This window comes from Kitasatospora sp. NPDC088160, assembly GCF_044741445.1.
Lineage (GTDB): Bacteria > Actinomycetota > Actinomycetes > Streptomycetales > Streptomycetaceae > Kitasatospora.
In genome coordinates this window covers 551050-577423 of sequence record NZ_JBIUSS010000001.1, presented here as the reverse complement: position 1 = coordinate 577423, position 26374 = coordinate 551050, and the positions used below count along the sequence as shown (strand labels likewise).

Here is a 26374-nt window from a genome sequence, read left to right as displayed (position 1 = left end):
ACCCGTCGTCGCCTTGGTAGGCCATTACCCCACCAACAAGCTGATAGGCCGCGGGCTCATCCTGCACCGCCGGAGCTTTACACCAACCCCCATGCAGAGGAAGGTCATATCCGGTATTAGACCCCGTTTCCAGGGCTTGTCCCAGAGTGCAGGGCAGATTGCCCACGTGTTACTCACCCGTTCGCCACTGATCCACCCCGAAGGGCTTCACCGTTCGACTTGCATGTGTTAAGCACGCCGCCAGCGTTCGTCCTGAGCCAGGATCAAACTCTCCGTGAATGTCTACCCGCAGTGCTTAATTAAAAGCGTCGGGCGGCACCCGCGTTGAGCGGCACGGCAACCACCGGAATAGGGCGGTCCCGCGCACTGCGTCCTCGCTAGTGTTTTACTTCAAAAGGAATCTCCAACCCCGATCAAACGATCGAGGCCGAGGATGTCAACATATCTGGCGTTGACTTTTGGCACGCTGTTGAGTTCTCAAGGAACGGACACTTCCTTCGGACCGCCTTCCAGCGGGCCCTCCGGGCGCTTCGTTCTTTCGTGTTTCAAGCTTATCAGATGTTTTCCGCTCCGTTTTCCGGAGTTTCATTCATCGGAATTCGCTTTCCGCTTGCCCCCGCTCTCTCGCGGCGACTCCGGAACTGTACGGGGACAGGACCGCCACATGCAAATCGCCCCCGCCCGGGGTCCCGGGCAGGGGCGATCCGATGTTCAGGCGCCGTCAGACGCGGCCCATCTCCTCGGCGATGGCCGCCACGAAGCCGTCGATGTCGGCCTCCGTGGTGTCGTACGAGCACATCCAGCGCACCTCGCCGGTGTGCTCGTTCCAGAAGTAGAAGCGGTAGTGCTTCTGAAGCCGCTCGCTCACCTCGCGCGGGAGGATCGCGAACACCGCGTTCGCCTGGACCGGGCGCACGATCTCGACGCCGTCGATCCCGCGAACGGCCGCCTCCAGCCGGCTGGCCATCGCATTGGCGTGCCCGGCATTGCGCAGATAGAGGTCGCCGGAGAGCAGCGCCTCGAACTGGACGGAGAGGAAGCGCATCTTCGAGGCGAGCTGCATCGAGGTCTTGCGCAGGAACTTGATGTTCCGCACCCGCTCGGGGTTGAGCACCACCACGACCTCGCCGAACAGCAGGCCGTTCTTCGTACCGCCGAAGGACAGCACGTCGACGCCCACGTCCGTGGTGAAGGCGCGCAGCGGCAGGCCGAGCGCTGCGGCGGCGTTGGCCAGGCGGGAGCCGTCGACGTGGACGAGCATGCCGAGCTGGTGGGCGTGCTCGGTGATCGCACGGATCTCGTCGGCGGTGTAGAGGGTGCCGAGCTCGGTGCTCTGGGTGATGGAGACCGCGAGCGGCTGCGCGCGGTGCTCGTCGCCGAAGCCCCAGGCCTGCTGGTCGAGCAGCTCGGGGGTGAGCTTGCCGTCCGGGGTGGGGACGGTGAGCAGCTTGATGCCGCCCATCTTCTCCGGGGCGCCGCCCTCGTCCACGTTGATGTGGGCGGATTCGGCGGCGACCACGGCACCCCAGCGCGGGAGCAGCGCCTGGAGGGCGACCACGTTGGCGCCGGTGCCGTTGAAGACGGGGTGGGCCTCGGCCTTGTCGCCGAAGTGGCGGCGGAAGACGTCCTGGAGGTGGGCCGTGTAGTCGTCCTCGCCGTAGGCGATCTGGTGGCCGCCGTTGGCGAGGGCTATCGCGGCGAGGATCTCCGGGTGCACGCCGGCGTAGTTGTCGCTGGCGAAGCCGCGGACGGCGGGGTCGTGCCGCCGTACCGCGTCCGTACGGGTGAGGTCGGTCATCGGGCTGTCAGCCACAGGTGCTGTCCGTTCAGTTCTGCTGCGGGGCGGTCCCAGAGGCCCGCCAGGTGTCCGGCGAGGTCGGCGGTGTCGGTGAAGCCGGCGAACTTCGCCTCCGGCTTCTCGGCCCGCATTTCGGGGCTGACCAGCGCCTTGATGACCAGGATCGCAGCCGCTGCGGTGGGCTCGCCGTCGGGGGCGGTGGTCTCCTTCTTGAAGGAGTCCGCCATGGCGAGGGTCCAGGCCTCGGTGGCAGCCTTGGCGGCCGCGTAGGCGGCGCCGCCGGCGGTGGGCTTGTGCGCGGCGGCGGCGGAGATCATCGCGTAGCGGCCGGCGGAGCTGCGGACCAGGGCGGGCTGGAAGGCCAGCGAGGTGTGCTGGAGGGTGCGCACGACGGTGTCGTGCAGGAAGTCCCAGTCGTCCAGGCGGGTGTCGAAGAAGGTCTTGCTGCCGCGCCAGCCGCCGACCAGGTGGAACAGACCGTCGACATGGCCGTGCTCGGCCTCCAGGTGGTCGGCCCAGTCGTGGACCTCCTGCGGGTCGAGCAGGTCGATCACCTGTCCGCTGACCTTGGCCCCGCGCACGGCGATGCGGGTGGCGTCCAGCGCGGATTCGAGGCGCTGGGCGTCGATGTCGGCACCGATCACGGTGGCGCCGTCGGCGGTGAGGCGGCGCAGCACCGCCTGGCCGGCCGGGCCGCTGGCTCCGGCGACGGCGATGACCTTGCCGGTCAGCGGGGACTTGGTGGTCGTGGTCACGCGGCGGCTCCCTGGATACCGGTGCCGGTGATGCCGGCGGTGGCGGCGATGACGCCGCCGAGCTTCTTGGACAGGGCCTCGTAGAACATGCTCAGCGGGAACTCGTCCGGGAGCACCGCGTCGCACAGCGCCTTGTTGAGGGCCTTGCCATCGGTGATGTCGAGCGGCAGCGCCTCGGAGCCCTTCGCCCAGGTGGAGGCGGGGTGCGGGGTGAGGTAGCGGGAGACCAGCTGGTAGGCGGCGATCCAGTGGGCCGGCTTGGGCCGGTCGATGCCGTCGCGGTAGAGGGTCTCGATCTCGGCGCAGAGCGCGTTGGTGACCTGCGGGGCCCGGTCCCAGTCGATGCTGAGGCGGTTGTCGCGCCAGCGCAGCGCGTCGTGCTTGTGCAGGTAGGCGAAGAGCAACTGGCCGCCCATGCCGTCGTAGTTGCGGACGCGGTCGCCGCTGACCGGGAAGCGGAACAGGCGGTCGAAGAGGATCGCGTACTGGACGTCGCGGGCGTGCGTGTTGCCCTCGGCCTCCAGTTTCACCGCCTCCTTGAAGGTGGTGAGGTCGCAGCGGAGCTCCTCCAGGCCGTACATCCAGAACGGGCTGCGCTGCTTGATCATGAAGGGGTCGAACGGCAGGTCGCCGTGGCTGTGGGTGCGGTCGTGGACGAGGTCCCACAGGACGAAGGTCTCCTGCGCGCGGTCCTGGTCCTTGAGCAGGCCCTCGGCGTCGGCCGGGATCTCCAGGCCGAGCTGCTGGACGGCGCTGGTGGTGACGGCGCGGAAGCGGGCGGCCTCGCGGTCGCAGAAGATGCCGCCCCAGGTGAAACGTTCCGGCGCCTTGCGCACGGCCACCGTCTCGGGGAAGAGGACGGCGGAGTTGGTGTCGTAGCCGGCCGTGAAGTCGGTGAAGGTGATCGGCACGAACATCGGGTTGTCGAAGCGGGTCCGCTCCAGCTCGGCCAGCCAGTCGGGCCACACGACGCTCAGCAGGACGGCTTCCAGGTTGCGGTCCGGGTTGCCGTTCTGCGTGTACATCGGGAAGACGACGAGGTGCTCCAGGCCGTCCTCGCGCTGGTCGGCGGGGTGGAAGGCGAGCAGCGAGTCCAGGAAGTCGGGCTCCCGGTAGCCGGTGTCGGCCCACTTGGCCAGGTCCGCGTCGACGGCGGCCAGGTAGGCGGCGTCGTGCGGGAACAGCGGGGCGAGCTCCTCGACGGCGCCGCGGACAGTGGCCAGCAGCGGGTCGACGGTGTGCCGCTGGACGGCGGACAGGTCGATCGAGCCGTCCTTGGACTGCAGCGGGCGCAGCGTCTCGACGGCCTCCTTCAGGCGCAGCCAGGCCGGGTGGCCGGCGAGGGTCGAGACCGGGGCGTCGGCCGCCGCAGCGAGCCTTGGCGAAAGATTCTGCATCGGGGACTCACTTCGACAGGAGTTATTTCAACGGAGACACCATAAGTACGAAAGGTTCTCCTGTTCAAGGGGGTCGCGACCGACAAAGCTTCGGCGTGGCTCCGCCGAGCCCCTGGCGGGGCCCCGGGGCGCGGGCCCGCCGGCCGGGCGTCCGCCATGTGGACAGGGATCTGGATGTTCTGGACAGACGCACTGTCGGAATGCGAACCTCCCGCCATGCTCCCGGCGGTGATCACGGTGACCGAGTGCCACATCGGCCTTTTCCGGGCGCCCTCTTGTTGTCACGCCTGCTGTCGCGTGCGCGGCCTCTGCCGCCGCTGTCGCTGATCCGGCTCGGAGGGCGCCGCGGACGCGGGCCCGTACGCCGACCATGCCGTGTGTGTTCCGGCGCCGCCACCGGGGGGAAGTGACCCGCCGGGCCCGCGGCCGGCCCCGGCCCGCCCGTCGCCTCCCCTGTCCCACCCGGCCCTTGCCTCCTCCCTGTCCCGCCCGGCCCTTCCTCACTGGAGCCCTGCCATGACCATCCGCAAGCCGTCCGCCGCACTGCCCCTCGCCGCACTGCTCGCCGCGGCCGCCGCGCTGACCGCGTGCGCGCCGCAGGACGCCAAGTCCGACGGGGCCGCCGCCTCGGGCTCCTCGGGTGCGGCCGGTACCGCCGCGGGCTGCGCACCGGGCGCGCTGGCGACCCGGACGGCGGGGACGCTGACCGTCGGCACCGACAAGCCCGCGTACGACCCGTGGTTCACCGAGGACAAGCCGGAGAACGGCAAGGGGTTCGAGTCCGCCGTGGCCTTCGCGGTGGCGGAGAAGCTGGGCTACCCCAAGGAGAAGGTCAGCTGGGTGGTCGCGCCGTTCGGCAAGGCCACCTCGCCCGGGGCCAAGGACTTCGACTTCGACGTCAACCAGGTGTCCATCAGTGACGAGCGCAAGCAGGCCGTCGACTTCTCCTCCGGCTACTACGACGTGCGCCAGGCCGTGATCGCGCTGAAGAACTCCAAGGCGGCGGGCGCGAAGAGCATCGCCGACCTGAAGGGCGCCAAGCTGGGCGCGCAGGTCGGCACCACCAGCCTCGACACCATCACCGACACGATCAAGCCGAGCGTCCAGCCGGCCGTGTTCGACTCCAACGACCTCGCGAAGGCCGCGCTGAAGAACGGCCAGGTCGAGGCGCTCGTGGTGGATCTGCCGACGGCCTTCTACATCACCGGCGCCGAGGTGCCGGAGGCGCAGGTGGTCGGCCAGTTCGCGGGGGCCACGCAGGGCGAACAGTTCGGCCTGGTGCTGGACAAGGGCTCGAAGCTGACCGGCTGCGTGTCGCAGGCGGTGGACGCGCTGCGCTCCGACGGCACGCTCGCGAGGCTGGAGAAGCAGTGGCTCTCCGACGCCGTCTCGGCACCGGTGCTCAAGTGAGCGGCGACGCGGTGGCGGCCGGTCCGGCGTCGGTCGCCAAGGGCCGGGACGGGAAGGGCCGAGACGGGAAGGGGCTCGAAGGGGGTGACCTCGACGGGGAGGGCCTCGACGGCGGCGGGGGCAAGGGGGACGACGACGGCTACCGTCCGTCCGAACGGCGGCTGGCGCACGAGGCGTACCGGCGCGGCCGGGCCCGCCGGTCGGCGCTGATGGCCGCCGGGTCGACCCTGGCGACGGCGGTCGCGCTCTACCTGCTGGTCGTCAACTCCCCCGGCTGGGAGGTGACTCGGAAGACCTTCTTCAACGCCGACTACGCCCGCCAGGCGCTGCCCGAGGTACTGAAGGGGCTACGGCTCAACCTGGAGCTGATGCTCGGCTGCGGCGCCCTGATCCTGGTGTTCGGCCTGCTGCTCGCGGTGCTGCGGACGCTGCGCGGGCCGGTGTTCCTGCCGGTGCGGCTGCTGGCCACCGCGTACGTGGACTTCTTCCTCGGGCTGCCGATGATCATCTGCCTGCTGGTGATGATCACCGGGGTGCCGGCGCTGCGGCTCGGCGGGGTGACCACCGATCCGCTGGTGCTCGGCGGGGCGGCGCTGGTGCTGACGTACTCCGCCTACGTGTCGGAGGTGTTCCGCTCCGGCATCGAGTCGGTGCACCCCAGCCAGCGGGCCGCGGCCCGGTCGCTCGGGCTCACCAACGCGCAGGCGATGCGGTACGTGGTGCTCCCGCAGGCCGTGCGGCGGGTGGTGCCGCCGCTGCTGAACAACCTGGTCAGCCTGCAGAAGGACACCGGGCTGGTGTCGATCGGCGGGGCGATCGACGCGGTGTACGCGGCCAAGATCATCGCGGCCCGGTCGTTCAACTTCACGCCGTACCTGGTGGCGGGACTGGTGTTCATCGTGCTGACCATTCCGCTGACGCGGTTCGCCGACTGGCTGACCGCACGGACGAACCGTCGGCAGTTCCAGGGAGGTGCGGTGTGAGCGGGGACGTGCTCCGACTGGAGTCCGTGCGCAAGACCTTCGGCGGCCAGGTGGTGCTGCGCGACGTGGGGTTCGCGGTGCCCGAACACTCGGTGACGGCACTGATCGGGGCGTCCGGCTCCGGCAAGTCCACGCTGATGCGGTGCGTCAACCTGCTGGAGGGGATCGACGACGGGGCGGTCTTCCTGGACGGGGAGGAGATCACCGACCCGCGCGCGGACCAGGACGCCGTCCGCCTCCGGATCGGCGTGGTGTTCCAGTCCTACAACCTGTTCCCGCACCTGACCGTGCTGGAGAACATCACGCTCGCCCCCCGCCGGGTGCACGGACGGGGGCGGGCCGAGGCGGAGGCGGAGGCGCTGGGGCTGCTCGACCGGCTGGGGCTGGCGGCCAAGGCGAAGGAGTACCCGGACCGGCTCTCCGGAGGACAGCAGCAGCGCGTCGCCATCGTGCGGGCGCTGGCCACCGGGCCCCGGCTGCTGCTGCTCGACGAGATCACCGCGGCGCTCGACCCGGTCCTGGTCGGGGAGGTGCTCTCGGTGGTGCGCGACCTCAAGGAGCAGGGCATGACGATGGTCCTGTCCACCCACGAGATGGGGTTCGCGCGCGAGGTGGCCGACCAGGTCTGCTTCCTGGACGACGGGGTGGTGCTCGAACAGGGGCCGCCGGAGCAGGTGTTCGGCGATCCGCGGGAGGAGCGGACGCGACGGTTCCTCAGCCGGGTCGTCGCCTCGGGGCGGCTCGCGGGCTGAGCACCGGCCGGGGCGGCGGAGCGTGTGCCCGGTGGCCGCACACCGGGGGCACCACTGTGCGCCCCGGTGCGCGCCCTGCCCGCGCCCCGGCCACAGCGGTGATCGTGGACTGGACGACCGTCCAGACCGCGGTCGGCGGGCGACGGTGTGGCGGGCCGCACCGCACCGCCGCCGGCCGCCCGCCCTCGCCGCCCCGGGAGGCCGCCGTTGCACGGACCCTCGCTGATCAGCTGGCTGCTCGCGCTCCTCACCGCCACCGCCGGCGCCTACTGCCTCACCCGACTGCGCCACTCCCCCTGCGTCGCCGACACCACTCACCACTTCGGCGCCCGCCGCCTGCTCGCCCGGGAGTCCGACGCCGCCGAGGCCCTGATGGGGCTCGGCATGGCCGCCATGGCCGTGACCGGCGGCGCCGTCCCGGCCACCGTCTGGGCCTGGGTGTTCGGTCTCCCCGCCACCACCTTCCTGCTCGCCGCCGTACGCGCCCCGGCCCGCCGGGCACACCGGCTGCACCACGCGATCGGTGCGCTCGCCATGACGTACATGGCGCTCGCGATGACCGCCACCCCCGGCCATCACCACCACGCCGCCGACGCCGGCACGCCGCTGCTGACCGGCTCCCTCCTGCTCTACTTCGGCGGCTACTCCCTGTGGGCCGGCACCCGGCTCCTGCACACGGCCTCCGGGACCGTGGCACTCGGCACCGCCGGCCTGCCCCGGGCCTGCCGGCTCACGATGGGCATCGGCATGTTCGCCATGCTCCTGACCATGTGAGCCCGGATCGATCCAAGAGCCCATCCCTGACGTGGCGTTGGTCACTGGCCGGTCGAAAGCCGTTCCTCCGGACGTCATCAGCGCATAGGTTGGCAGGGAGCGCGTTGTCGCGTTCCGTGCGTACTCGGGGAGCCCATGCGATGACTGCCCTGATCGGCCTGCTGCTGCTCGGACTGCTGCTCTCGACCGTCGCGCCCCGGCTGCTGGCCCGGGCCCGCTGGGCGGAGCGCGAACCGGTGCTGGCGCTGCTGGCGTGGCAGTGCCTGGTGGTGGCCGTGCTGCTGTGCTGCGTCCTGGGCCTGCTGCTGGCCGCCTCCGCCGCGCTGCCCGAACTGCGCGCCCTGGTGTTCTCGGGCGCCCCGCACGGCGTCGAGGCCGCGTACGGCCTCCAGGACGCCGAGGGCTGGGGCCGACTGTGCGCCGCGGTGCTGGCGGCGGGCGGCCTGCAGACGGTGCTGGCGCTCACCCGCGAAGTCCGTTCCGCGAAGGCGATCCGCGACCACCGACATGCTCAACTCACGGTCCGTGCTCCGGAGTTGCCCGAGGCCATCGCGTCCGCCCGCAGTCGCCGGGAGCGGCTGGTGGTGCTGGAGAACGTCCGCCCGGAGGCGTGGTCGCTGCCCGGCCCGGACTCCCGCCTGGTGGTCACCACCGGCGCCCTCCAACAGCTGACCGACCGGGAGTTGGCCGCCGTCCTGAGCCACGAGCGCGGGCACGTCCGGGCCCGGCACCACTGGCTCCAGCAGTGCGCACAGGCGCTCGCCTCCGGCTTCCCCGGGGTCGGCGTGTTCAGCGCCTTCCGGGCCCAGGTGGAGGAACTGGTGGAGCTGGCGGCCGACGACCGGGCGGCGCGCCGGCACGGCCGGCACACCACCGCCCTCGCGCTGGCCGAACTCAACCTGGACCGCGGGGTGTTCGGCTCCTGCCCGCCTGGTCTGGCGCAGTCCCCGCGGCGGGTGGACCGGCTGCTCGCGGGCCGTCCTCGGCTGTCCGTCCCGCACCGGCTGCGGCTCACCGTCGTCGCCCTCGCCGCACCTGCCGCGGCCGTCCTGCTGGCCGTCGCCCCGGGGCTGACCTCGCTCCTCTGAGAAGGCCCGCACCCCTTCGGAAAGGTCCGATCCGGGCGTCGGCCCACCGAGTTGACACCAGGTCAGCTTGCCGGCGGCTCGCCCAGCGGCCCGAGCGGAGCGCCGAGGGTCAGTTCGAGCACCTCGCGATGGAGCGGCCTGGCCTGCTCGTACCGCTCCCGACCGGTCCCGGTCAGGGTGATCACGATGGCCCGCCGGTCGCTCTCGCACATCGCCCGGGTGACCAGCCCGCCCTTCTCCAAGCGGGCGATCACCCGGGACAGCGCGCTCTGGCTGAGGTGGACGGTGTGGGCCAGCTCCTGCGCCCGCAGCGCATGACCGCCGCCCTGGCACCCCTCCACCAGGCGCTCCAGCACCTCGAACTCGCTCACGCCCAGTCCGCACTTGTCACCCAGCTCGCGATCGAGCATGCAGGCCGTGGCGGCATGCCGGGCCAGCAGGTCGCGCCATTGCGCGACGAGACCGGCCTCCGCCGGGGAGTCGAGATCAGCCACGGTGCCACCCTAGCACGTGCGCCGTAAAATTATGTGTTCACATCTTATTCATTTGCATTGAATGCACGTGCATGTACTGTCCTCCCCATGACCACCGCGACCGCCACGTCACCCGACGCCCCGTCAACCAGCGGGCTGAGCTGGACACCCCGCCTCTGGGGCACCCTGATCGTGCTCTGCGCCGCCATGTTCCTGGACGCCCTGGACGTCTCCATGGTCGGCGTCGCCCTCCCGTCCATCGGCTCCGAGCTGCACCTCTCCACCTCCGCCCTGCAATGGGTGGTCTCCGGCTACGTGCTCGGCTACGGCGGCCTGCTGCTGCTCGGCGGCCGCGCCGCCGACCTGCTCGGCCGCCGCCGGGTCTTCCTGGTCGCCCTGGGCGTCTTCGCCGCCGCCTCGCTGCTCGGCGGCCTGGTCGACGACGGCGGGCTGCTGATCGCCGCCCGCTTCCTCAAGGGCGTCAGCGCCGCCTTCACCGCCCCCGCCGGCCTGTCGATCATCACCACGACCTTCGCCCAGGGCCCCGCCCGCAACCGGGCGCTGTCGATCTACACCACCTGCGGCGCCAGTGGCTTCTCGCTCGGCCTGGTGCTCAGCGGGCTGCTCACCTCGGTCGGCTGGCGCTGGACGTTCCTGATGCCCGTTCCGGTCGCACTGCTCGCCCTGCTCTTCGCGGTCCGGCTGCTCCCCCGCCCCGCCGAGGAGCGCGCCAAGGGCGGCTACGACGTGCTGGGTGCGATCACCGGCACCGCGACCGTGCTGCTGCTGGTGTTCACCGTCACCGAGGCGCAGGGCGTCGGCTGGCTGAGCCTGCGCACCGTCGGCTCGCTGGTCGTGGTCGCCGCACTGGCCGCCGCCTTCCTGCTGGTGGAGAGCCGCACCGCCCACCCGCTGGTCCGACTCGGCATCTTCCGCAACGGCTCGGTCGCCCGGGCCAACGTGATCGCCTTCGCCATGGCCGGCGCGTACGGCGGGTTCCAGTTCGTCGTCACGCTCTACCTGCAGCACCTGCTGGGCTGGTCGGCGCTGCAGATGGCCCTCGGGCTGCTGCCGGCCGGCGCGTTCATCGCGCTCTCGGCACCGTTCATGGGCCCGATCGTGGACCGCTTCGGCACCGGCAGGCTGCTGCCGATCGGCCTGCTGGCCCTGGTCGGCGCGTTCGCACTGTTCCTGCGGCTGGACGAGCACAGCTCGTACCTGGGTCTGGTCCTGCCCTCGATGCTGCTGCTCGGCGTGGGCTTCGCGCTGGCCTTCCCCTCGGTGAACATCGCCGCCACCGACGGCGTGGGCGACGAGGAGCAGGGTCTGGCCTCCGGCCTGGTCAACACCGCGATCCAGGTCGGCACCGCGGTGGTCCTGGCCGGCGCGACCGCGATGATCGCCGCCGGCAGTGCCGGCGGCGACAGCCCGCAGGCGCAGCTGGACGGCTACCGGCCGGCCCTGGTGTTCGTCACGGCGGTCGCGCTGTTCGGCCTGCTGATCGCCGCGGTGGGCGCCCTGGTCGACCGGCGGCGGACGTCAGCTCCCGCGCCGGTGCGGGACTACGATTACCCCCCGGTCGGGTCGAGCACGGCGCGGACCGAAGTCCTGACCAACCGCTGACCGTCGACCGCCGCCCGGGGGGCCGGCCCCCCGGCCCCCGCCGTCGGACAATGGCGCCGGCTCCACCAAACCCCCGTTTTGGTGGAGCCGGCCGTCTTCTGTACCGGGCGCCCGAGCGGCGCCCACCGGTGCGCGGTTTCACGGTGCGACTACCGGCTCCGCCAGTATATTGGCCCGGAGCCAACGAACGTTCGGAGCAGACACGATGGCACCTCGCGGGGATTCGGTCAATGAGGAGATGCGGCAACGCTCCCGTCTGCGCATCATGCGAGCCACCGTCGAACTGGTCGACCGGCACGGATACGCGGGCACCACACTGACCGACATCGCCGAGCGGGCCGGGCTCGCGCGCGGGCTGCTCTCCTACTACTTCGACGGGAAACGGCTGCTGATGCAGTCGGCGACGCACCGGATGATGCACCAGTCGCTCTCCGGCGCGCTCGCCGAGCTGACCCCGGACGCCACGCCGGCGGCCCGGCTGGCCCGCGCGATCGACGCGGTCCTCACCCTCGCCCTGGAGCATCCGCGGGTGATGCGCTCGCACCTCGCGCTGATCCTGGACCCGGACTCCGGCGCCTTCGTCCAGGACCCGGAGCAGCAGCAGCTCGGCGCGATCCTCCAAGGCCTGCTGCTCGACTGGGGCGCACCGGACCCGGCCGCCGAGCACGCGGTGCTGCGCAGCGCGCTGATGGGCGGCTGCATCGGGGTGCTGCTGCCGGGCGCCGAACTCCCGCTGGCACTGATCCGGGCCGACCTGTTCCGCCGCTACGACCTGCCCTGGGAACTGGGCACCCCGCCGCAGGCACTGCCGCCGGAACGCGAACGGCCGCCGGCCCGCGGCTGACGGCGGGTGGACGGCGGCTCGGTGTCCGGGCGACCGATCGCGGGAGCCGGACCCGTACGCTCTGCCGGGAGTTCCTCTCAGCGCTCCTTGAGGATCGACGCCAGCAGGTCCACGGTCCGCTCCGGCGTGAGGCTGTCCACGCAGAGCCGCTCCATGACCTGGATGTACGCGTCGACGTCGTCCCGCTTGTCGAGGTACAGCGCGCTGGTGAGCTGCTCCAGGTAGACGACGTCCGCGAGGTCCTGTTCAGGGAAGCGCAGGATCGTGAACGCCCCGGACTCCCCCGCGTGCGCGCCGAATCGGAACGGCATCACCTGGATCACGACGTTGGCCTGCTCGGCGACGTCGATCAGGTACTGCACCTGGCCGCGCATCACCTTGGGCCCGCCGACGGGGCGGCGCAGCGCGGCCTCGTCGATCACGGCCCACAGTCGCGGGCTGGCGCCCTCGGTCAGCAGCTTCTGGCGACGCAGGCGGAGGCTGACCCGCCGCTCGATCTCCTCCTCGCTGACGACCGGCCGACTCTGGCCGAAAACCGCCCGTGCGTACTCCTCGGACTGCAGCAGTCCGGGGATGAACTGCACCTCGTAGGTGCGGATCAGCTGGGCGGCCTCCTCCAGGCCGACGTAGGTCTGGAACCAGCCCGGCAGCACGTCGTTGAAGCTGTGCCACCAGCCGGACTTGTTGGCCTCGCGGACCAGCCCGAGCAGTGCCTCCCGCTCCAGGCCGTCGTCCACGCCGTAGAGGCTGAGCAGGTCGGCGACGTCGCGCTCCTTGAAGCTGACGCGGCCGAGTTCCATGCGGCTGATCTTGGACTCCGAGGCCCTGATCGCGTAGCCGGCGTCCTCGCGCGTGATGCCGCGCGTCTCACGCAGGCGACGCAGCTGAGAACCGAGGAGGATCCGGCGGACCATCGAGCCGCCGCCCGGCTGAACTGTGGTCATGCGGTCGAAACCTCCACCTAGGGCAAACAGCGCACAGTCTGCCATCAGTTGAGCGCTCACGGTGCCGATACTGACGGATGTTCCTATCAGTTCCACACTCCACACACCAGGATGCACGTGCATCCGGCGCTTGCATATGCCAATAGTGCGACTGCACGTGAATCGACTCTTGCATCTGCAGTGAGCGCACACCACCATGGTGCACGTGCACCTGCACATCCCTGGCATTCCCGCGGGCTCCGCGTCGACCCCACGCGCGACTCCGTGCACCGACCCGGCAGCGTTCCCCCGCGCCACCGGGGGTTCGTGTGCGCGCGCGCTGGTCGAGGGGGCGGCCGAGCGGCCGAGCGAGTCGGAGGTGACCGGCATGACCCCGGCGGGTCCAGCCGTGTCCGCCCCCTTATGGGAGGAGCTCTTCATGAGCACCGGTACGGCTTTGGCGGTTGACCCCCATGTGGTCACCTGTACGCTCGCTCCTCGCTTCGAAGCCGTCAGAACCGCGCGCGACTTCGCCAGAACCTCTCTTCAGCGCTGGGGCCTGATGGAGCTGTTCGACGACGTCGCGCTGGTGGCCTCGGAGCTGGTGACCAACGCACTGCGGCATGCGATCGGCGCACGGCCCGACCCTGCGGGTGGCGTCCAGGGCGAGTACGACTTTCCCATACAGCCGACCCCTGAGGGCCGGCTGCCGATCCGAATAAGCCTGGTCCACCGCTCCCCCCAGGTGGTCTGCGCGGTGAGCGACCCGAGCTGCATCGGCCCGGTCGCCCGGGAGGCGGACTTCGTCGCCGAGTCCGGCCGCGGACTGCACCTGGTGGAGTCCTTCAGCCGCTCCTGGGGTTGGCACCCGCTGGGCAGCGGCAAGGTGGTCTGGGCCCTGTTCGAGGCGGAGCCGGCCACCGGTTCCGAACTCGGTGGACGGCACCGGCGCTCGGCCTAGCGCCAGGCGGCGCGCGGCCGGCCGAGGGAGGCCCCGGGAGGACCGCACCCCGGGCTCCGCGGAGCGGATCGACGGGCCTGGCACAGGTGCGCCACGGGCTCCGGCCCAGCCCTCAGGGCGATTCCCGCGACGATTCCCGGGCCTGTCTCCCGGACGAGCCGGCCGGACCGACGGCCGGGCACCCCGGCGGCCCGACTCCCGTCCACGTCCGGGCCCCCAGCCGTGCGCGGGACCACCCGCCACACCTGCGCGCGGTCGGCCGCGAGAACGGCCGCCACGAGAGCGCCCGCCACGAGAGCGCCCGTCATGTGGCCCCGGACCGGCCCCGGACAAGACAAAGGCCGTCGCGGTGTCAGCACCCACGACGGCCCCCCGATGGCAGGACGGCGGCCGGTCAGACCGCCAGGTGGTCGAACTCCCCGTCCTTGGCCCCCAGCAGCAGGGCGGCGATCTCGGCCCGGGTGTAGATGAGCGCCGGACCTTCCGGGAAGCGCGAGTTGCGCATCGCCACATCGCCCCCCGGCAGGGCCGCGAACTCGACGCAGTTCCCCTGGGAGTTGCTGTGCAGGCTCTTCTGCCAGACAACCCCCTTGAGGTCGGCGGCCGCCATCCCGTTGTAGGTGTCGTACGAGCCGTACGTGTCCTGCGAGTCGTGCATAGAAATCTCCCGAAGAGCTCCGGAGTGGTCGTCCAGCGCGGCGCTCCCGGCACCCGCCGAACGAACGGACCGGCCCCGTACCGGCCCGGCACAACGCCTCACTTGACGCGATGATAGCTGCTGTGCACGTGCATCAGCACGGGACATTGCAGGTGCACGAGGCCTTTCACCGGCAGTTCTGAACTCTTCACGGACCCTTCTCCTGACGGTACGTAAACGGACATAGCCGAGTGAATCGCCAGATTCTCGATAACCGGCCGTGAGCGATTCCCCGCTGAATGTTGATCTTCAGACGCCCGGAGTCGCGCCTTCGTGACCCTCCGTCAGGCGACCTCCCGGCTGTGAGACATCTCACGCGCCACAGAAGCAACTCGACGCCCCGTCGGACACGTCAGGGCAACCAGCGGTGATCGCTCGAAGGCTGGGTGAGATATGTCCGGATTGCGGGCAAACCGCCCGGACGGACACGACGGGAGCGCGGCGCACCCGCCATGACCACGTGAAACTCGAACGGCAGCCGAATGCAGGCCTGACGGGCCGATGTCCTACGATCTCCGGCATGAGCACCGCAGCCATCCCGGGCGCGCCACTGCCCGTCCGCACTCCAGGCTCCCGTGCGCGGGGGCGCCACCGCCGCCCCGAGCGCCCCGAGATCCCGGCCGGATCCCCGGCCCTGGTGCTCGCCGTGCCCGCGACCGCCGGGCCCGAGTCCCGCTCGGTCGTCGAGGAGCTGCTGTCGATCGTCCGCAGCGAGCAGGGCGACATCCAGACCGCCGTCGGCTACCTCCCGGGCGAAGCCGCCCAGGGCGCCGACAGCGACGACCGCACCGTCGCCGAACTGCTGGCCATGGCCGCCGAGGCCGGCCTGCCCGCGCCGGTCCTGGTGCCGCTGGTACCCGGCCCGCACGGATTCCTGACCGAACTCCACGCCCTCGCCGCCGAGTACGGAGCCCCCGTCACCGACGTGCTCGGCCCGCACCCGCTGCTCGCCGAGGCCGTGCACGTGCGCCTGTCCGAGGCCGGCCTGGCGCGTGCCGACCGGGCCCGGCTGTTCGCCATCGCGACCGCCGCGGACGGCGTCGTGCTGACCACCGTCGGCGGCGAGGAGGCCGCTGCCGCTGCCGGCATCACCGGTGTCCTGCTGGCGGCCCGGCTGGCCGTCCCGGTCGTGCCCGCCGCGCTCGACGTGCCGGGCTCGGTCGCCGCGGCCGTCAACCACCTCAAGGAGACCGGCTCCCAGCGCCCGGCGCTGGCCCCGCTGGTGATCGGGCCGGAGGCCGACTCCGAGCTGCTCGCCACGGCCGCCGAGGAGACCGGCTGCCCGTCCGCGGCGCCGCTGGGCGCCTACCCGACGGTCGGCCAGCTGATCGCCTCCACCTACCTGGCCGCGCTGCCGGCGCCCTCCCCCGAGGCCCTGGCGCAGGCCGAGGCCGAGGCGGCGGAGGCCGCCGAGGGCACCCACGCCGACCACTCCGGCCGGGGTGGTCGCGCCGCTCACGCCGCTCACGCCGCCGCCGAGGAGTCGGCCGGCCAGTAGTAGCGGTCACCGCACGTGTGAAGGGCCCGGAACGTAGCCGTTCCGGGCCCTTCCCGCTTGTCCCGTAAGGGAGTTAAAGGACGAATAGGTGTGATGTCCGTTCTATCCGCATTTGTTCACCATCGCTCGACGCACCCCCCGACGGCCACAGTGCGGACACGCCGCTCTCCCGGCGGGCAGGCCCCCGGGCGACCCGACCCACCGTCACCCGCCTCCTGAAACGCAGACAGTTGCGCGCACCCTTCGCAGCGTTGCCGGAAATCGGTCATTTCCGATCATGACAAGTGAGGGGAACGACCGTTCTCGCCAAACCGTGATGCGCGTCACAGGTGTTTGCAGTTTGAACTTAAGTCTGCTTAACGTGCTCCCCGTTCGTGGCCACACGAACCCAGTTCATCCGCGACGCCGAGTCCTGCCGTCGGATGTCCTGGCAGCGCGAAAACGCACCACGGCAGGAGCGGGGGACCCACAGGTAAGTCGCCCCGGACCGTTCCCCGGAACGATCCAGGGCTAGGGGTGAAGCCGCGCCCACAGCGCGGCCGGGCAACTCCAGCCCGAATCCGACAGCTCACCTCGCAGGCGTGGGAGAGGACTGCGTCTTCATGCTGCCCACCAACGGCACCCGTCTGTCCAGTCGTACCCGACGCGTGATCGCCGCCGTCGGCGTCGCGGGCGTCGGCCTCACCATCCCCTGCCTCACCTCCGGCACCGCCTCCGCCGCCTCCGTCGCCACCTGGGACAAGGTCGCCCAGTGCGAGAGCACCGGCAACTGGAGCATCAACACCGGCAACGGCTTCTACGGCGGCCTGCAGTTCACCTCCAGCACCTGGGCCGCCTTCGGCGGCACCGCCTACGCCCCCCAGGCCAACCAGGCCACCAAGGACCAGCAGATCGCCGTCGCCGAGAAGGTCCTCGCCTCGCAGGGCCCCGGCGCCTGGCCGGTGTGCTCGGTCCAGGCCGGCCTGACCAAGGGCGGCACCCCGGCCGCCGTCGACACCTCGGCCGGCTCGACCACCGGCTCGGCTGCCGGTTCGACCGCCACCAAGCCCGCCGCGAAGCCGGCCGCCCCGGCCGCCAAGCCCGCGCAGACCCAGACCCCGGCCCCGGCCGCGAAGCCCGCCAAGCCGGCCGCACCGGCCCAGGACCAGGCGCAGGCCCCCGCCGACTCCACCAACGGCACCTCGGCCCAGAAGGGCCAGAGCCAGGCCCGGAACAGCGCCCAGCCCCAGGCCGACGACTACACCGTCGCCTCCGGCGACTGGCTGTCCTCGATCGCCGACAAGCACAACCTCCAGGGCGGCTGGCAGCGGCTGTACGAACTCAACCGCGGCACCCTGACCGAGGGCCCGGACTCCATCTACCCGGGCCAGCGCCTCTCGTTCAAGGACGGCGGCCAGGCCCAGCAGTCGGCTCAGGCCGACCGGTCCGGCTCCGGCTCGTCGGCCACGTCCGGCTCGGACTTCACCTGGTTCGACCGCTCGCAGAAGTCCGGCCAGACCTCCAACGGCGCTGTCGCGAGCGCCAAGCCGGCCGCCCAGCCCCAGGCCCCGGCCACCAAGCCGGCCTCCAAGCCGGCCTCCAAGCCGGCCGCCCAGGCTCAGACCCCGGCTCAGACCCCGGCCGCCACCGGCAGCATGGCCGCCGCGGTCTCCTTCGCCCAGTCGAAGGTCGGCCAGGCGTACGTCTACGGCGGTACCGGCAACGGCGGCTGGGACTGCTCCGGCCTGACCCAGGCCGCGCTGCGCGCCGCGGGCGTCTCCGTCCCGCGCGTCGCCGCCGACCAGGCCGCCGCCAGCACCCGCGTCTCGCTGGACAGCCTGCAGGCGGGCGACCTGCTGTTCTGGTCCAACAACGGCCAGAACTCCGGCGTCTACCACGTCGCGATCTACATCGGCGGCGGCCAGTACGTCGAGGCCGCCAACCCGAGCTCGGGCGTGCGCCTGCAGACCGTCGCCAACTGGGCGCCGGACTTCGCCGGCCGGGTCTGAGCACGACCGACGGGTGACAGCCGACAACTGACGGCTGACCCGGCACCCGGGCGGCACACAACGGACCCCGGAGAGCAACTGCTCTCCGGGGCCCGTCCGTTGACCGTCCTCAGCGCGCGCAGGCCCCCGTGGACCCACGCATGACCAGCTCCGGCTGGAACATGAACTCCCCGCGCTGGACGGCGTTTCCGCCGACCTCCTCCAGCAGCGCGTCCACCGCCGCGGTCGCCATCGCCTCGACCGGCTGGCGGATCGTGGTCAGCGGCGGCTCGGTGAAGGCGATCAGCGGCGAGTCGTCGAAGCCGACCACCGAGACGTCGTGCGGCACCGACAGCCCACGCTGCCGCACCGCCCGGATCGCCCCGAGCGCCATCATGTCGCTGCCGCAGACGATCGCCGTGCAGCCCTTGTCCAGCAGCGCGCCGGCCGCCGCGTGCCCGCCCTCCACGCTGAACAGCGTGTGGTGGACGAGTTCCTCGGCCTCCTCCTGGCTCCGTCCCAGCACCTCGCGCATCGCCGCCGTGAAGCCCTCGATCTTGCGCAGCACCGGCACGTACCGCCGCTGCCCGACCGCCAGCCCGATCCGCTCGTGCCCGAGTTCGGCCAGGTGCTGGACGGCCATCCACATCGCGGCCCGGTCGTCCGGCGAGATGAACGGCGCGTCGATCCGCTCGCTGTAGCCGTTGATCAGCACGAACGGCACCCCTCGCCCGGTCAGCCGGGCGTAGCGGTCGAGGTCGGCGGTGGAGTCGGCGTGCAGCCCGGAGACGAAGACGATGCCCGCCACGCCCCGGTCGACCAGCATCTCGACCAGTTCGTCCTCGGTGGACCCGCCCGGTGTCTGGGTGCACAGCACCGGGGTGTACCCGTGCCGGCTGAGCACCTGCTCGATCACCTGGGCCAGTGCGGGGAAGATCGGGTTGCTCAGCTCCGGCGTGATCAGCCCGATCAGGCCGGCGCTGCGCTGGCGCAGTCGGGTCGGCCGCTCGTAGCCGAGCACGTCGAGCGCCGCCAGCACGGTCTGCCGGGTGGCGGCGGAGACGTTCGCCTTGCCGTTGAGTACGCGGGAGACGGTGGCTTCGCTGACCCCCGCCTGCGCCGCGATGTCTGAGAGTCGCGCCGTAGTCACGGTCCCAGAGCCTATTGCAACCACGTCAGACCGCCCACCAGCCGGTGCTGTCCGGCGCGAGCACCGTCTCGCTGCCGTCGACCACCAGCTCCACCGAGGAGAGCAGCAGCTTTCCGGGCGCCGCTATCCGGACCGGCTCGTCCGTGGCGTTGACGGTGCAGACGAAGGAGCCGCGGCGGAACGTCAGGGTCCCCTCGGGGCCCTCCAGCCACTCCACGGCCGTCCCGGCGCCGAGGTCGTCCTGGGAGCGGCGGACGGCGAGCGCGCTGCGGTACAGCTCCAGGGTGGACGCCGGGTCGCCGGTCTGCGCCTCGACGCTCAGCTCGGCCCACTCGGCCGGCTGCGGCAGCCAGGACGGCCCGCCGGCGACCGGGCCGAAGCCGTACGGGGCCTCGGTGCCGGACCACGGGATCGGGACGCGGCAGCCGTCGCGGTAGCCGTCCTGCCCGGCCTTGCGGAAGAACGACGGGTCCTGGCGGACCTCGTCCGGCAGGTCGGTGACGTCCGGCAGACCGAGTTCCTCGCCCTGGTAGATGTACGCGGAGCCGGGCAGCGCGAGCATCAGCAGGGTGGCGGCGCGGGCGCGGCGCAGGCCGAGCTCGCGGTCGCCGGGCGTGCGGATCTGGGTGCCGAGGCCGGGCGGGTTGGCGAAGCGGGTGGCGTGCCGGGTGACGTCGTGGTTGGACAGCACCCAGGTGGTCGGGGCGTCGACCGGGCGCATCGAGTCGAGCGAGACGTCGATCACCTCGCGCAGCGCGGCGGCGTCCCAACCGGTGCCCAGGTACTGGAAGTTGAAGGCCTGGTGCAGCTCATCGGGGCGCACGTAGTTGGCGGTGCGCTGGACGGTCGGGGTCCAGGCCTCGGCGACGCCGATCCGCTGGCCCGGGTACTCGTCGAGGATCTTGCGCCAGCTGCGGTAGATCTCGTGCACGCCGTCCTGGTCGAAGAACGGCATGACGTCGTTGCCGAGCAGCTTGAGCTGGTCGGAGCCGCCGAGGTCGGGCAGGCCGGGGGCCTTCACCAGGCCGTGGGCGACGTCGATGCGGAAGCCGTCGACACCCATGTCGAGCCAGAACCGCAGGATCGAGCGGAACTCGTCGGCGACGGCCCGGTTCTCCCAGTTGAAGTCGGGCTGCTCGGGGGCGAACAGGTGCAGGTACCAGTCGCCGGGGGTGCCGTCCGGGTTCTCGCTGCGGGTCCAGGCCGGGCCGCCGAAGATGGACTCCCAGTCGTTGGGCGGCAGTTCGCCGTTCTCGCCCTTGCCGGGGCGGAAGTGGTACCGCTCGCGCAGCGGGGACTCGGGGCCCTCGCGCAGGGCGCGCTGGAACCACTCGTGCTGGTCCGAGGAGTGGTTCGGGACGAGGTCGACGATGATCCGCAGCCCCAGCTGGTGGGCGTCCCGGATGAGCGCGTCAGCGTCCAGCAGGCTGCCGAACATCGGGTCCACGGCGCGGTAGTCGGCGACGTCGTAGCCCGCGTCCGCCTGCGGCGAGGCGTAGAACGGCGACAGCCAGACCGCGTCCACGCCGAGGTCGCGCAGGTACGGCAGGCGGCTGCGGATGCCGGGCAGGTCACCCATGCCGTCGCCGTTGGAGTCGGCGAAGCTGCGCGGGTACACCTGGTAGATGACCGCGTCCCGCCACCAGCCTCTGGACGCGCCGCCAGTCGCAGGAGCCGGGGTGACCGCCTCGTGGGCGGCGGCGTCGGCGGCAGGCCGGGAGGTGTCGGCCAGGTTCTGGGTCATGGACGGTATCCCTTGGGGACTAGAGGAGCGAGGAGCGTTACGACTTGGAGGCACCGGCGGTCAGACCGGTGACCAGGTGGCGCTGCACCAGGTAGAAGAAGGCTGCCGACGGGATCGCGATCAGCACGGCGGTCGCGGCCATCAGGTTCCACTGGGCGTCGTGCTCGCTGACGAAGGTCTGCAGGCCCACGGCCAGCGTGTACTTGTCGGAGCTGAGCATGAAGGTGGAGGCGAACGGCACCTCGGCCCAGTACGTGAGGAAGGAGTAGAAGGCGGCCACCGCCAGGCCCGGGCGGGCGAGCGGCAGCACCAGCCGCCAGAAGGTGCCGAACGGGCTGAGCCCGTCGACCCGGCCGGCCTCGTCGATCTCCACCGGGATGGTGTCGAAGTAGCCCTTCAGCAGCCACGCGCAGTACGGCACGGTGGTGGTCGAGTAGACCAGGATCAGGCCCAGGTAGCTGTCCAGCAGGCCGAGGTCGGAGAGCATCGTGTACATCGGCACGATCAGCACCGCGATCGGGAACATCTGGGTGACCAGCAGCGACCACATCAGCGGCCGGTGGCCGGGGAAGCGCATCCGGGAGACGGCGTAGCCGGTGGTGGCGGCGACCAGGACGCCGAACACGGTGGTGACGCCGGAGACCAGCAGGGCGTTGCCGAACCAGGTGAAGAAGTCCGTGTCGAACAGCACGTGGTGGTAGTTCGACAGCGTGAGCTTGTCGAGGATCGCGCCGGGGTGGAGGTAGTCGGTCTTGTCCGGGCCGAGCGAGACGAAGAGGATCCACGCCACCGGGAACAGCGCGATCAGGCCGGCCACGATCAGGGTGCCGTGGGACAGCGCCCTGGCCAGCAGGCTGCTCTCACCGCGCCGGCGGACCTTGGCCGGCCGGGCGGCCGGGGCCACGGTCGTCGCGGGGGTGGGGAGTTCGGTGGTGGTGCTCATCGGGGGTACCTGCCTTCGTGGGTCAACTGGGTCCGGGGCCTCAGCCGTTGGCCTGCTCGTTGCGGGCGAGCCAGCGCCGGTAGAAGGCGGTGAAGACGATCAGGATGGACAGCAGGATCACGCCGTAGGCGGCGGACTGCGCGTAGTCCCGGGGGATCTGGCCGAAGCCGAGCCGGTAGGCCCAGGTGACCAGCAGTTGGGCGTCGGGCGCACCGGTGCCGAAGAGCAGGAAGATGACGTTGAACTGGTTGAACGTCCAGATCACGCCGAGCAGGACGACGGTGGAGGAGACGGCCCGCAGCCCGGGCAGGGTGACGTACCGGAAGCGCTGCCACGGCGTGGCGCCGTCCATCTCGGCGGCCTCGTACAGCTCGGCCGGGATCGACTGCAGGCCGCCGAGCAGCGAGATCATCATGAACGGCACGCCGGCCCAGGTGTTGACCAGGATCGCGGCGGACTTCTGCGCCCACGGGTCGGTGAGCCAACCGGGTTCGGGCAGGTGGAGGAAGGAGAGCATGCTGTTGACGACACCGCCGTCGGACAGCATCAGTCGCCAGGAGAAGACGGTGACGAAGGTCGGCACGGCCCAGGGCAGGATGAGCAGCATCCGGTAGACGGCGCGGCCGCGCAGCTTCTTGTTGAGCAGCAGGGCGAGGCCCAGGCCGAGGGTGTAGTGCAGGAGGACGCAGATGGCCGTCCAGGCGATGGTCCAGACGAAGTGGGACCAGAAGCGGTCGTACGAGCCGGGGCCCCACAGGATGTCGGCGTAGTTGTGGAAGCCGACGAAGTTGTAGCTGGCCGGGATCTCGTTGACGCCGATCTTGCGGGCGACGTTGAGGCTGTTGGCGTCGGTCAGGGTGAGCCAGAGGCCCTGGACCAGCGGGTAGAGCACCAGCGCACCGAGGACCAGCACCACGGGGGCGATCATCGCGTAGGCGTACCAGTGCTTGGCGTAGGAGCGCTTGACGCGTTCCAGCAGGCCCGGACGCTGCTCGCGCTCCGGGCTGCCCTTGCCGGTGGCGCCCTGCACGGCGACTGACATCGATTGACACCTTCTCGGGGGGAAGTCTCGGGGAGAGCGGGTCCGGCCGCCGGGCCCGCCGGGTGGCCGCCGCCGCGAGAGCGGCGGCGGCCCGGACGGCCGACGGCGACTACTTGGCGAAGCCCGGCAGCAGCTTGGCGTAGTCGGTGGCGACGGTGTTCAGCGCGTCCTGGGTGCCGGTGCCCTGGACGGCCTTGCCCAGGTTGGTGCCGAGCGAGGAGAACAGCGAGCTGTACTCGGGCAGTTCGGGGCGCGGCTTGGCGCTGCCGAGGACGGCCTGGAAGCCGGCGATGCCGGGGTCGGCCTTGACGTCGGCGGTGAAGGCGTCGGAGCGGGTCGGCAGGGTGGAGTTCTTCTGCGCGATGAACGCCTGGCTCTCCGCCGAGGTCATGAAGGCGGCGAACTTCTCGGCGGCGGCCTTGTGGGCCTGGTCGGCACCGGCGTAGACGGAGATGTTGTGCCCGCCGGTGGGCGCACCGGACTTGCCGCTGGAGCCCGCCGGGACGGGCGCGATGCCGAGGTTGTTCTTGTCGGCGAACGCGGCGCCCTTGTAGATGTTGGTGATCTCCCACGGGCCCTGGACGATGGCCGCGACCTTGCCGTTGTTGAAGGCGTCCATCATGTGCGCGTAGGCGTCGGTGGTGACGTCGGCCTTGGCCATGCCGGGCGCGGTGAACATCGTCTTGTAGGTCTCGATGGCCTTGACGGCCTCCGGCGAGGTGACGGTGATCTTCTTGCCGGCGGCGTCGACGGTGTCGGTGCCCTCGCCGAACAGGAACGGCATCGCGTAGTAGCCGTCCGCGGCCTTCAGCCAGAAGCCGTCGACACCGGCCTTGTCCTTGAGCGCGGCGGCGTCGGTCTTCAGCTCGTCCCAGGTCTTGGGGGCGTCGGTGATGCCGGCCTTGGCGAACAGCTCCTTGTTGTAGAGCAGGCCCAGGGTGTCGGTGACCAGCGGCACGCCGTACAGCTTGCCGTCGAACTTGGCCTGCTGGATCAGGCTGGGCTGGAAGGCGGAGGTGTCGGCGACGGCCGGGGTGCCGTCGAGCGGCTCCAGGTAGCCGGCCTTGGCGAAGGCGGCGGTCCAGCCGACCTCGGAGCGGAACACGTCCGGAGCACCCTTGGCCCCCATGGCGGTCTGGAGCTTGTTCTGCGCCTGGTCGAACGGGACGTTGACGAAGTCGACCTTGACGTTCGGGTTGGCGGCCTCGAACTTCTTGACCAGCTCCTGGTAGTTCGGCGCCTCGTTGGTGGCGTTCGAGGTGTCCCAGTAGGTGAGGGTGACCGGCCCGTCGGCCTTGCCGTTTGAGCTGGAGCCGCTGCTGCCACAGGCAGCCATCGAGACCGCGAGGGCCACAACGAGGGCAGAGGCCGCGATGCCACGCCGCATGAGAACTCCTTGGGAGGGTGGGGGTGCCCGAGATCTTCGGAGACAGGCGCATAATGGCTGCCTCGTGCCGACTGCACCGTTGCTGCCGTCGGGCTCGGAAGGAAGTTAACAGCGGTGCAATAGCGACGGAAAGTCCTTGCAGCAAGTTTCTGCAAGAAACGGCGATCGTTACGCCCACGTGTCCTGGACGTAGCCGCACGGTAGTTGACAGTGCGACCAAATGTCCGGGTTCACCCGTTTCGATCCGGTACCGGATGGCCGAGAGCACCACCATCCCTGGCCGAAAACCGCTTGCAGCAGACTGAACGCATGCGTATCAGAGCCGCCATGAGGGACGAACTACCGCTGCTGTGCGAACTGGAGCGGGCCGCCGGGGCCCCCTTCGCCGCGATCGGCATGCCGGAGATCGCCGACGACGAACCACCGGCCCCGCACGAGCTGGCCCACTACCTGGACGCGGGCGTCGCCCTGGTCGCCGTCCCCGACGCGACCGACCTGCCCCACGGGACCGACCTGCCCGACGCGGCCGACCTGCCCCACGGGACCGACCTGCCCCAGCAGCCCGGTCCCGGTCCGATCGCCGGCTACCTGCTCGCCGAGCCGGTGGACGGCGCCCTGCACATCGAACAGGTGTCGGTCCACCCCGACCACGCCCGCCGGGGCATCGGCCGGGCACTGATCGAACACCTCGCGGCCGGCACCGACGCCCCCGCGCTCACCCTCACCACTTTCGCCGACGTCCCCTGGAACGCCCCCTACTACGCCCGCTGCGGCTTCCGCCCGCTCGCCGACCACGAGCTCACCCCGGGCCTGCGGGAGATCCGCCGCAAGGAGGCCGAGCACGGTCTCGACCGCTGGCCCCGGCTCTGCATGCGCCGGGACCTCGCACGGGACCCCCGGCAGGACCCCCAGCGGGACCTCACCCCGGACGCGCCCGGAGCGCTCAGCTGACGCCCAGCCGCAGCACGGTCGTCGAGCGGAACTCCTCCCCCGGCCGCAGCACGGTGCTCGGGAACGCCGGGTGGTTCGGGGAGTCCGGGAAGTGCTGGGTCTCCAGCGCGATCCCGGCGAACGGCCCGTACGGGACGCCGCTCGCGCCGGTGACCGCGCCCTGGAACTTGTTGGCCGTGTAGACCTGGACGCCCGGCTCGGTGGTCAGCACCTCCAGGGTGCGCCCGCTGACCGGGTCCTCCAGCAGCGCCGCCCGGGCCGGGCCGCCGTCGGCCGGCCGGGCCCGGAGCACCCAGTTGTGGTCGTAGCCGCCGGGCCCGGCCAGCTGCGGGTGGTCGTCGTGCACCGACTTGCCGATCGGCGTGGCCACCGTGAAGTCGAACGGCGTGCCGGCCACCGGTTCGGTCCGCCCGTACGGGATCTGCCGCTCGTCGGCCGGGGTGTAGGCGTCGGCGTCGAGGGTGAGCAGGTGGCCGAGGACGTCGCCGTTCCCTTCACCCGCAAGGTTGAAGTACGCGTGGTTGGTCAGGTTGACCACGGTCGGCTTGCTGGTGGCGGCGCGGTAGGCGATCACCAGCTCGCCGGCCGGGTCCAGGGTGTAGGAGACGGTGACGTCCAGCGCACCGGGGAAGCCCTGGTCGCCGTCCGGGCTGTGCAGCCGCAGCCGCACCCCGCCCTCGATCCCGTCGGCCTCCCAGATCCGCTGCGCGAAGCCGTCCGGCCCGCCGTGGATGGTGATGCCGCCGCCGGTCGGGGCGAGCGGGTGCTCCTCGCCGTCGATGGTGATCCTGGAGCCGTCGATCCGGTTGGCGTACCGGCCGACCACGGTGCCGTAGTGCCGGGCCGGGCCGAGGATCTGCGTCAGCTGGTCGGTGGAGAGCAGCAGTTGGGCGGGGCGCCCGGCGCGGTCCGGGCCGGTGAGGGTGTGCAGGGTGGCGCCGAGGGTGAGCACGCTCGCCTCGTACGGGCCGGCGGAGAGCGTCCAGCGCTCGATCGCGGCGCCCGCGCCCGAGGGGTCGAGGGGTTCGTGCCGCACGCTGGTGGCCTCGCTCGCCATGGCCTGCTCCTCACTGGCGGTCGCGGGTGCCGTGACCGCCCCGGTTCCGGGTCCGTCCAGGGGGTCGCCGCGGCGACCCCCACGTCTGCGTCAGCCTAGCGACGGCGACCGCCCCGGGAGCGCTCCCGTGCCTCCGCGCGCCGCCCGGGCGCCCGCC

23 protein-coding genes, 1 rRNA gene and 1 riboswitch are annotated in these 26374 nt (G+C 71.3%); of the genes, 11 read left to right on the top strand and 13 right to left on the bottom strand.

The features are described 5' to 3' along the window. The 4 genes from ACIOGZ_RS02430 to ACIOGZ_RS02415 form a co-directional block, all read right to left on the bottom strand. Positions 1 to 279: ribosomal RNA gene (locus ACIOGZ_RS02430) — 16S ribosomal RNA — on the bottom strand; the annotation flags it as partial. A gap of 442 nt (positions 280 to 721) precedes the next feature. Continuing rightward, a complete protein-coding gene (locus tag ACIOGZ_RS02425; RefSeq protein ID WP_363585907.1) occupies positions 722 to 1798 on the bottom strand; it encodes a low specificity L-threonine aldolase in 1077 nt (358 codons plus the stop codon). Then, positions 1795 to 2553 (bottom strand): SDR family NAD(P)-dependent oxidoreductase, encoded by a 759-nt coding sequence (locus tag ACIOGZ_RS02420; protein WP_350875646.1) that lies wholly within the window; start codon positions 2551 to 2553, stop codon positions 1795 to 1797. Before ACIOGZ_RS02420 ends, ACIOGZ_RS02425 begins: the two co-directional genes overlap by 4 nt. Continuing rightward, positions 2550 to 3950 (bottom strand): DUF6421 family protein, encoded by a 1401-nt coding sequence (locus ACIOGZ_RS02415; protein WP_363585902.1) that lies wholly within the window; start codon positions 3948 to 3950, stop codon positions 2550 to 2552. The genes ACIOGZ_RS02420 and ACIOGZ_RS02415 overlap by 4 nt, the downstream gene beginning before the upstream one ends. A gap of 516 nt (positions 3951 to 4466) precedes the next feature. Between ACIOGZ_RS02415 and ACIOGZ_RS02410 the strand changes: the two genes are divergently transcribed. The 5 genes from ACIOGZ_RS02410 (at position 4467) to ACIOGZ_RS02390 (ending at position 8957) form a co-directional block, all read left to right on the top strand. Continuing rightward, entirely contained in the window at positions 4467 to 5360 is an 894-nt protein-coding gene (locus ACIOGZ_RS02410) for an ABC transporter substrate-binding protein (RefSeq protein ID WP_363585901.1), read from the top strand. A gap of 161 nt (positions 5361 to 5521) precedes the next feature. Continuing rightward, the gene (locus ACIOGZ_RS02405) at positions 5522 to 6343 is read left to right on the top strand and encodes an amino acid ABC transporter permease (RefSeq protein WP_350875703.1); all 822 of its coding nucleotides are present in this window, start codon (positions 5522 to 5524) and stop codon (positions 6341 to 6343) included. Beyond that, positions 6340 to 7095 carry an amino acid ABC transporter ATP-binding protein gene (locus ACIOGZ_RS02400; RefSeq protein WP_400984467.1) on the top strand — a complete coding sequence of 252 codons (756 nt, stop codon included), beginning with the start codon at positions 6340 to 6342 and terminating at the stop codon, positions 7093 to 7095. Before ACIOGZ_RS02405 ends, ACIOGZ_RS02400 begins: the two co-directional genes overlap by 4 nt. A gap of 207 nt (positions 7096 to 7302) precedes the next feature. After that, on the top strand, positions 7303 to 7869 hold the full coding sequence (locus ACIOGZ_RS02395) for a DUF5134 domain-containing protein (protein ID WP_400984465.1): 567 nt from the start codon (positions 7303 to 7305) through the stop codon (positions 7867 to 7869). Positions 7870 to 8009: 140 nt separating this feature from the next. Next, on the top strand, positions 8010 to 8957 hold the full coding sequence (locus tag ACIOGZ_RS02390; RefSeq protein ID WP_363585899.1) for a M56 family metallopeptidase: 948 nt from the start codon (positions 8010 to 8012) through the stop codon (positions 8955 to 8957). Between the two features lie 62 nt (positions 8958 to 9019). On the opposite strand, the gene ACIOGZ_RS02385 is transcribed toward ACIOGZ_RS02390, so the two are convergent. Next, entirely contained in the window at positions 9020 to 9451 is a 432-nt protein-coding gene (locus ACIOGZ_RS02385) for a MarR family transcriptional regulator (RefSeq protein WP_363585898.1), read from the bottom strand. Positions 9452 to 9538: 87 nt separating this feature from the next. Here ACIOGZ_RS02385 and ACIOGZ_RS02380 point away from each other — a divergent pair, with 87 nt between their 5' ends. Together ACIOGZ_RS02380 and ACIOGZ_RS02375 are read left to right on the top strand one after the other, a co-directional pair. Next, positions 9539 to 11053: an MFS transporter gene (locus ACIOGZ_RS02380; RefSeq protein WP_363585897.1), complete on the top strand. Its 1515-nt coding sequence runs from the start codon at positions 9539 to 9541 to the stop codon at positions 11051 to 11053. A 265-nt stretch (positions 11054 to 11318) separates the two neighbouring features. Continuing rightward, positions 11319 to 11897, top strand: coding sequence for a TetR/AcrR family transcriptional regulator (locus ACIOGZ_RS02375; protein ID WP_244293512.1), 579 nt, complete (start codon positions 11319 to 11321; stop codon positions 11895 to 11897). Positions 11898 to 11974: 77 nt separating this feature from the next. Here the strand turns inward: ACIOGZ_RS02375 and ACIOGZ_RS02370 are convergent, their stop codons facing one another. Continuing rightward, entirely contained in the window at positions 11975 to 12841 is an 867-nt protein-coding gene (locus ACIOGZ_RS02370) for a helix-turn-helix transcriptional regulator (RefSeq protein WP_063350131.1), read from the bottom strand. Between the two features lie 418 nt (positions 12842 to 13259). On the opposite strand from ACIOGZ_RS02370, the gene ACIOGZ_RS02365 reads away from it, so the two are divergent. Then, positions 13260 to 13781 carry an ATP-binding protein gene (locus tag ACIOGZ_RS02365; RefSeq protein ID WP_363585896.1) on the top strand — a complete coding sequence of 174 codons (522 nt, stop codon included), beginning with the start codon at positions 13260 to 13262 and terminating at the stop codon, positions 13779 to 13781. A gap of 394 nt (positions 13782 to 14175) precedes the next feature. Here the strand turns inward: ACIOGZ_RS02365 and ACIOGZ_RS02360 are convergent, their stop codons facing one another. Beyond that, on the bottom strand, positions 14176 to 14439 hold the full coding sequence (locus ACIOGZ_RS02360; RefSeq protein ID WP_363585895.1) for a DUF397 domain-containing protein: 264 nt from the start codon (positions 14437 to 14439) through the stop codon (positions 14176 to 14178). A gap of 559 nt (positions 14440 to 14998) precedes the next feature. Between ACIOGZ_RS02360 and ACIOGZ_RS02355 the strand changes: the two genes are divergently transcribed. Further along, positions 14999 to 15976: a hypothetical protein gene (locus ACIOGZ_RS02355; protein ID WP_400984462.1), complete on the top strand. Its 978-nt coding sequence runs from the start codon at positions 14999 to 15001 to the stop codon at positions 15974 to 15976. A 434-nt stretch (positions 15977 to 16410) separates the two neighbouring features. Continuing rightward, positions 16411 to 16571: riboswitch (cyclic di-AMP (ydaO/yuaA leader) on the top strand. After that, the gene (locus ACIOGZ_RS02350; protein ID WP_400984459.1) at positions 16558 to 17964 is read left to right on the top strand and encodes a transglycosylase family protein; all 1407 of its coding nucleotides are present in this window, start codon (positions 16558 to 16560) and stop codon (positions 17962 to 17964) included. It overlaps the preceding riboswitch by 14 nt. 109 nt (positions 17965 to 18073) lie before the next feature. Here ACIOGZ_RS02350 and ACIOGZ_RS02345 read toward each other — a convergent pair whose 3' ends face one another. The 5 genes from ACIOGZ_RS02345 to ACIOGZ_RS02325 form a co-directional block, all read right to left on the bottom strand. After that, the gene (locus tag ACIOGZ_RS02345) at positions 18074 to 19093 is read right to left on the bottom strand and encodes a LacI family DNA-binding transcriptional regulator (protein WP_400984456.1); all 1020 of its coding nucleotides are present in this window, start codon (positions 19091 to 19093) and stop codon (positions 18074 to 18076) included. A gap of 25 nt (positions 19094 to 19118) precedes the next feature. Continuing rightward, positions 19119 to 20837: a glycoside hydrolase family 13 protein gene (locus ACIOGZ_RS02340; RefSeq protein WP_400805257.1), complete on the bottom strand. Its 1719-nt coding sequence runs from the start codon at positions 20835 to 20837 to the stop codon at positions 19119 to 19121. A 37-nt stretch (positions 20838 to 20874) separates the two neighbouring features. Further along, positions 20875 to 21780: a carbohydrate ABC transporter permease gene (locus ACIOGZ_RS02335; RefSeq protein ID WP_363585891.1), complete on the bottom strand. Its 906-nt coding sequence runs from the start codon at positions 21778 to 21780 to the stop codon at positions 20875 to 20877. A gap of 40 nt (positions 21781 to 21820) precedes the next feature. Further along, positions 21821 to 22822: a sugar ABC transporter permease gene (locus ACIOGZ_RS02330; protein ID WP_363585890.1), complete on the bottom strand. Its 1002-nt coding sequence runs from the start codon at positions 22820 to 22822 to the stop codon at positions 21821 to 21823. Between the two features lie 109 nt (positions 22823 to 22931). After that, positions 22932 to 24209 carry an extracellular solute-binding protein gene (locus tag ACIOGZ_RS02325; protein WP_063350123.1) on the bottom strand — a complete coding sequence of 426 codons (1278 nt, stop codon included), beginning with the start codon at positions 24207 to 24209 and terminating at the stop codon, positions 22932 to 22934. A gap of 309 nt (positions 24210 to 24518) precedes the next feature. Here ACIOGZ_RS02325 and ACIOGZ_RS02320 point away from each other — a divergent pair, with 309 nt between their 5' ends. After that, positions 24519 to 25160 (top strand): GNAT family N-acetyltransferase, encoded by a 642-nt coding sequence (locus ACIOGZ_RS02320; RefSeq protein ID WP_363585889.1) that lies wholly within the window; start codon positions 24519 to 24521, stop codon positions 25158 to 25160. On the opposite strand, the gene ACIOGZ_RS02315 is transcribed toward ACIOGZ_RS02320, so the two are convergent. Then, positions 25153 to 26217 carry an aldose epimerase family protein gene (locus tag ACIOGZ_RS02315; RefSeq protein WP_363631500.1) on the bottom strand — a complete coding sequence of 355 codons (1065 nt, stop codon included), beginning with the start codon at positions 26215 to 26217 and terminating at the stop codon, positions 25153 to 25155. The genes ACIOGZ_RS02320 and ACIOGZ_RS02315 overlap by 8 nt on opposite strands. Between the last annotated feature and the right edge of the window lie 157 nt (positions 26218 to 26374).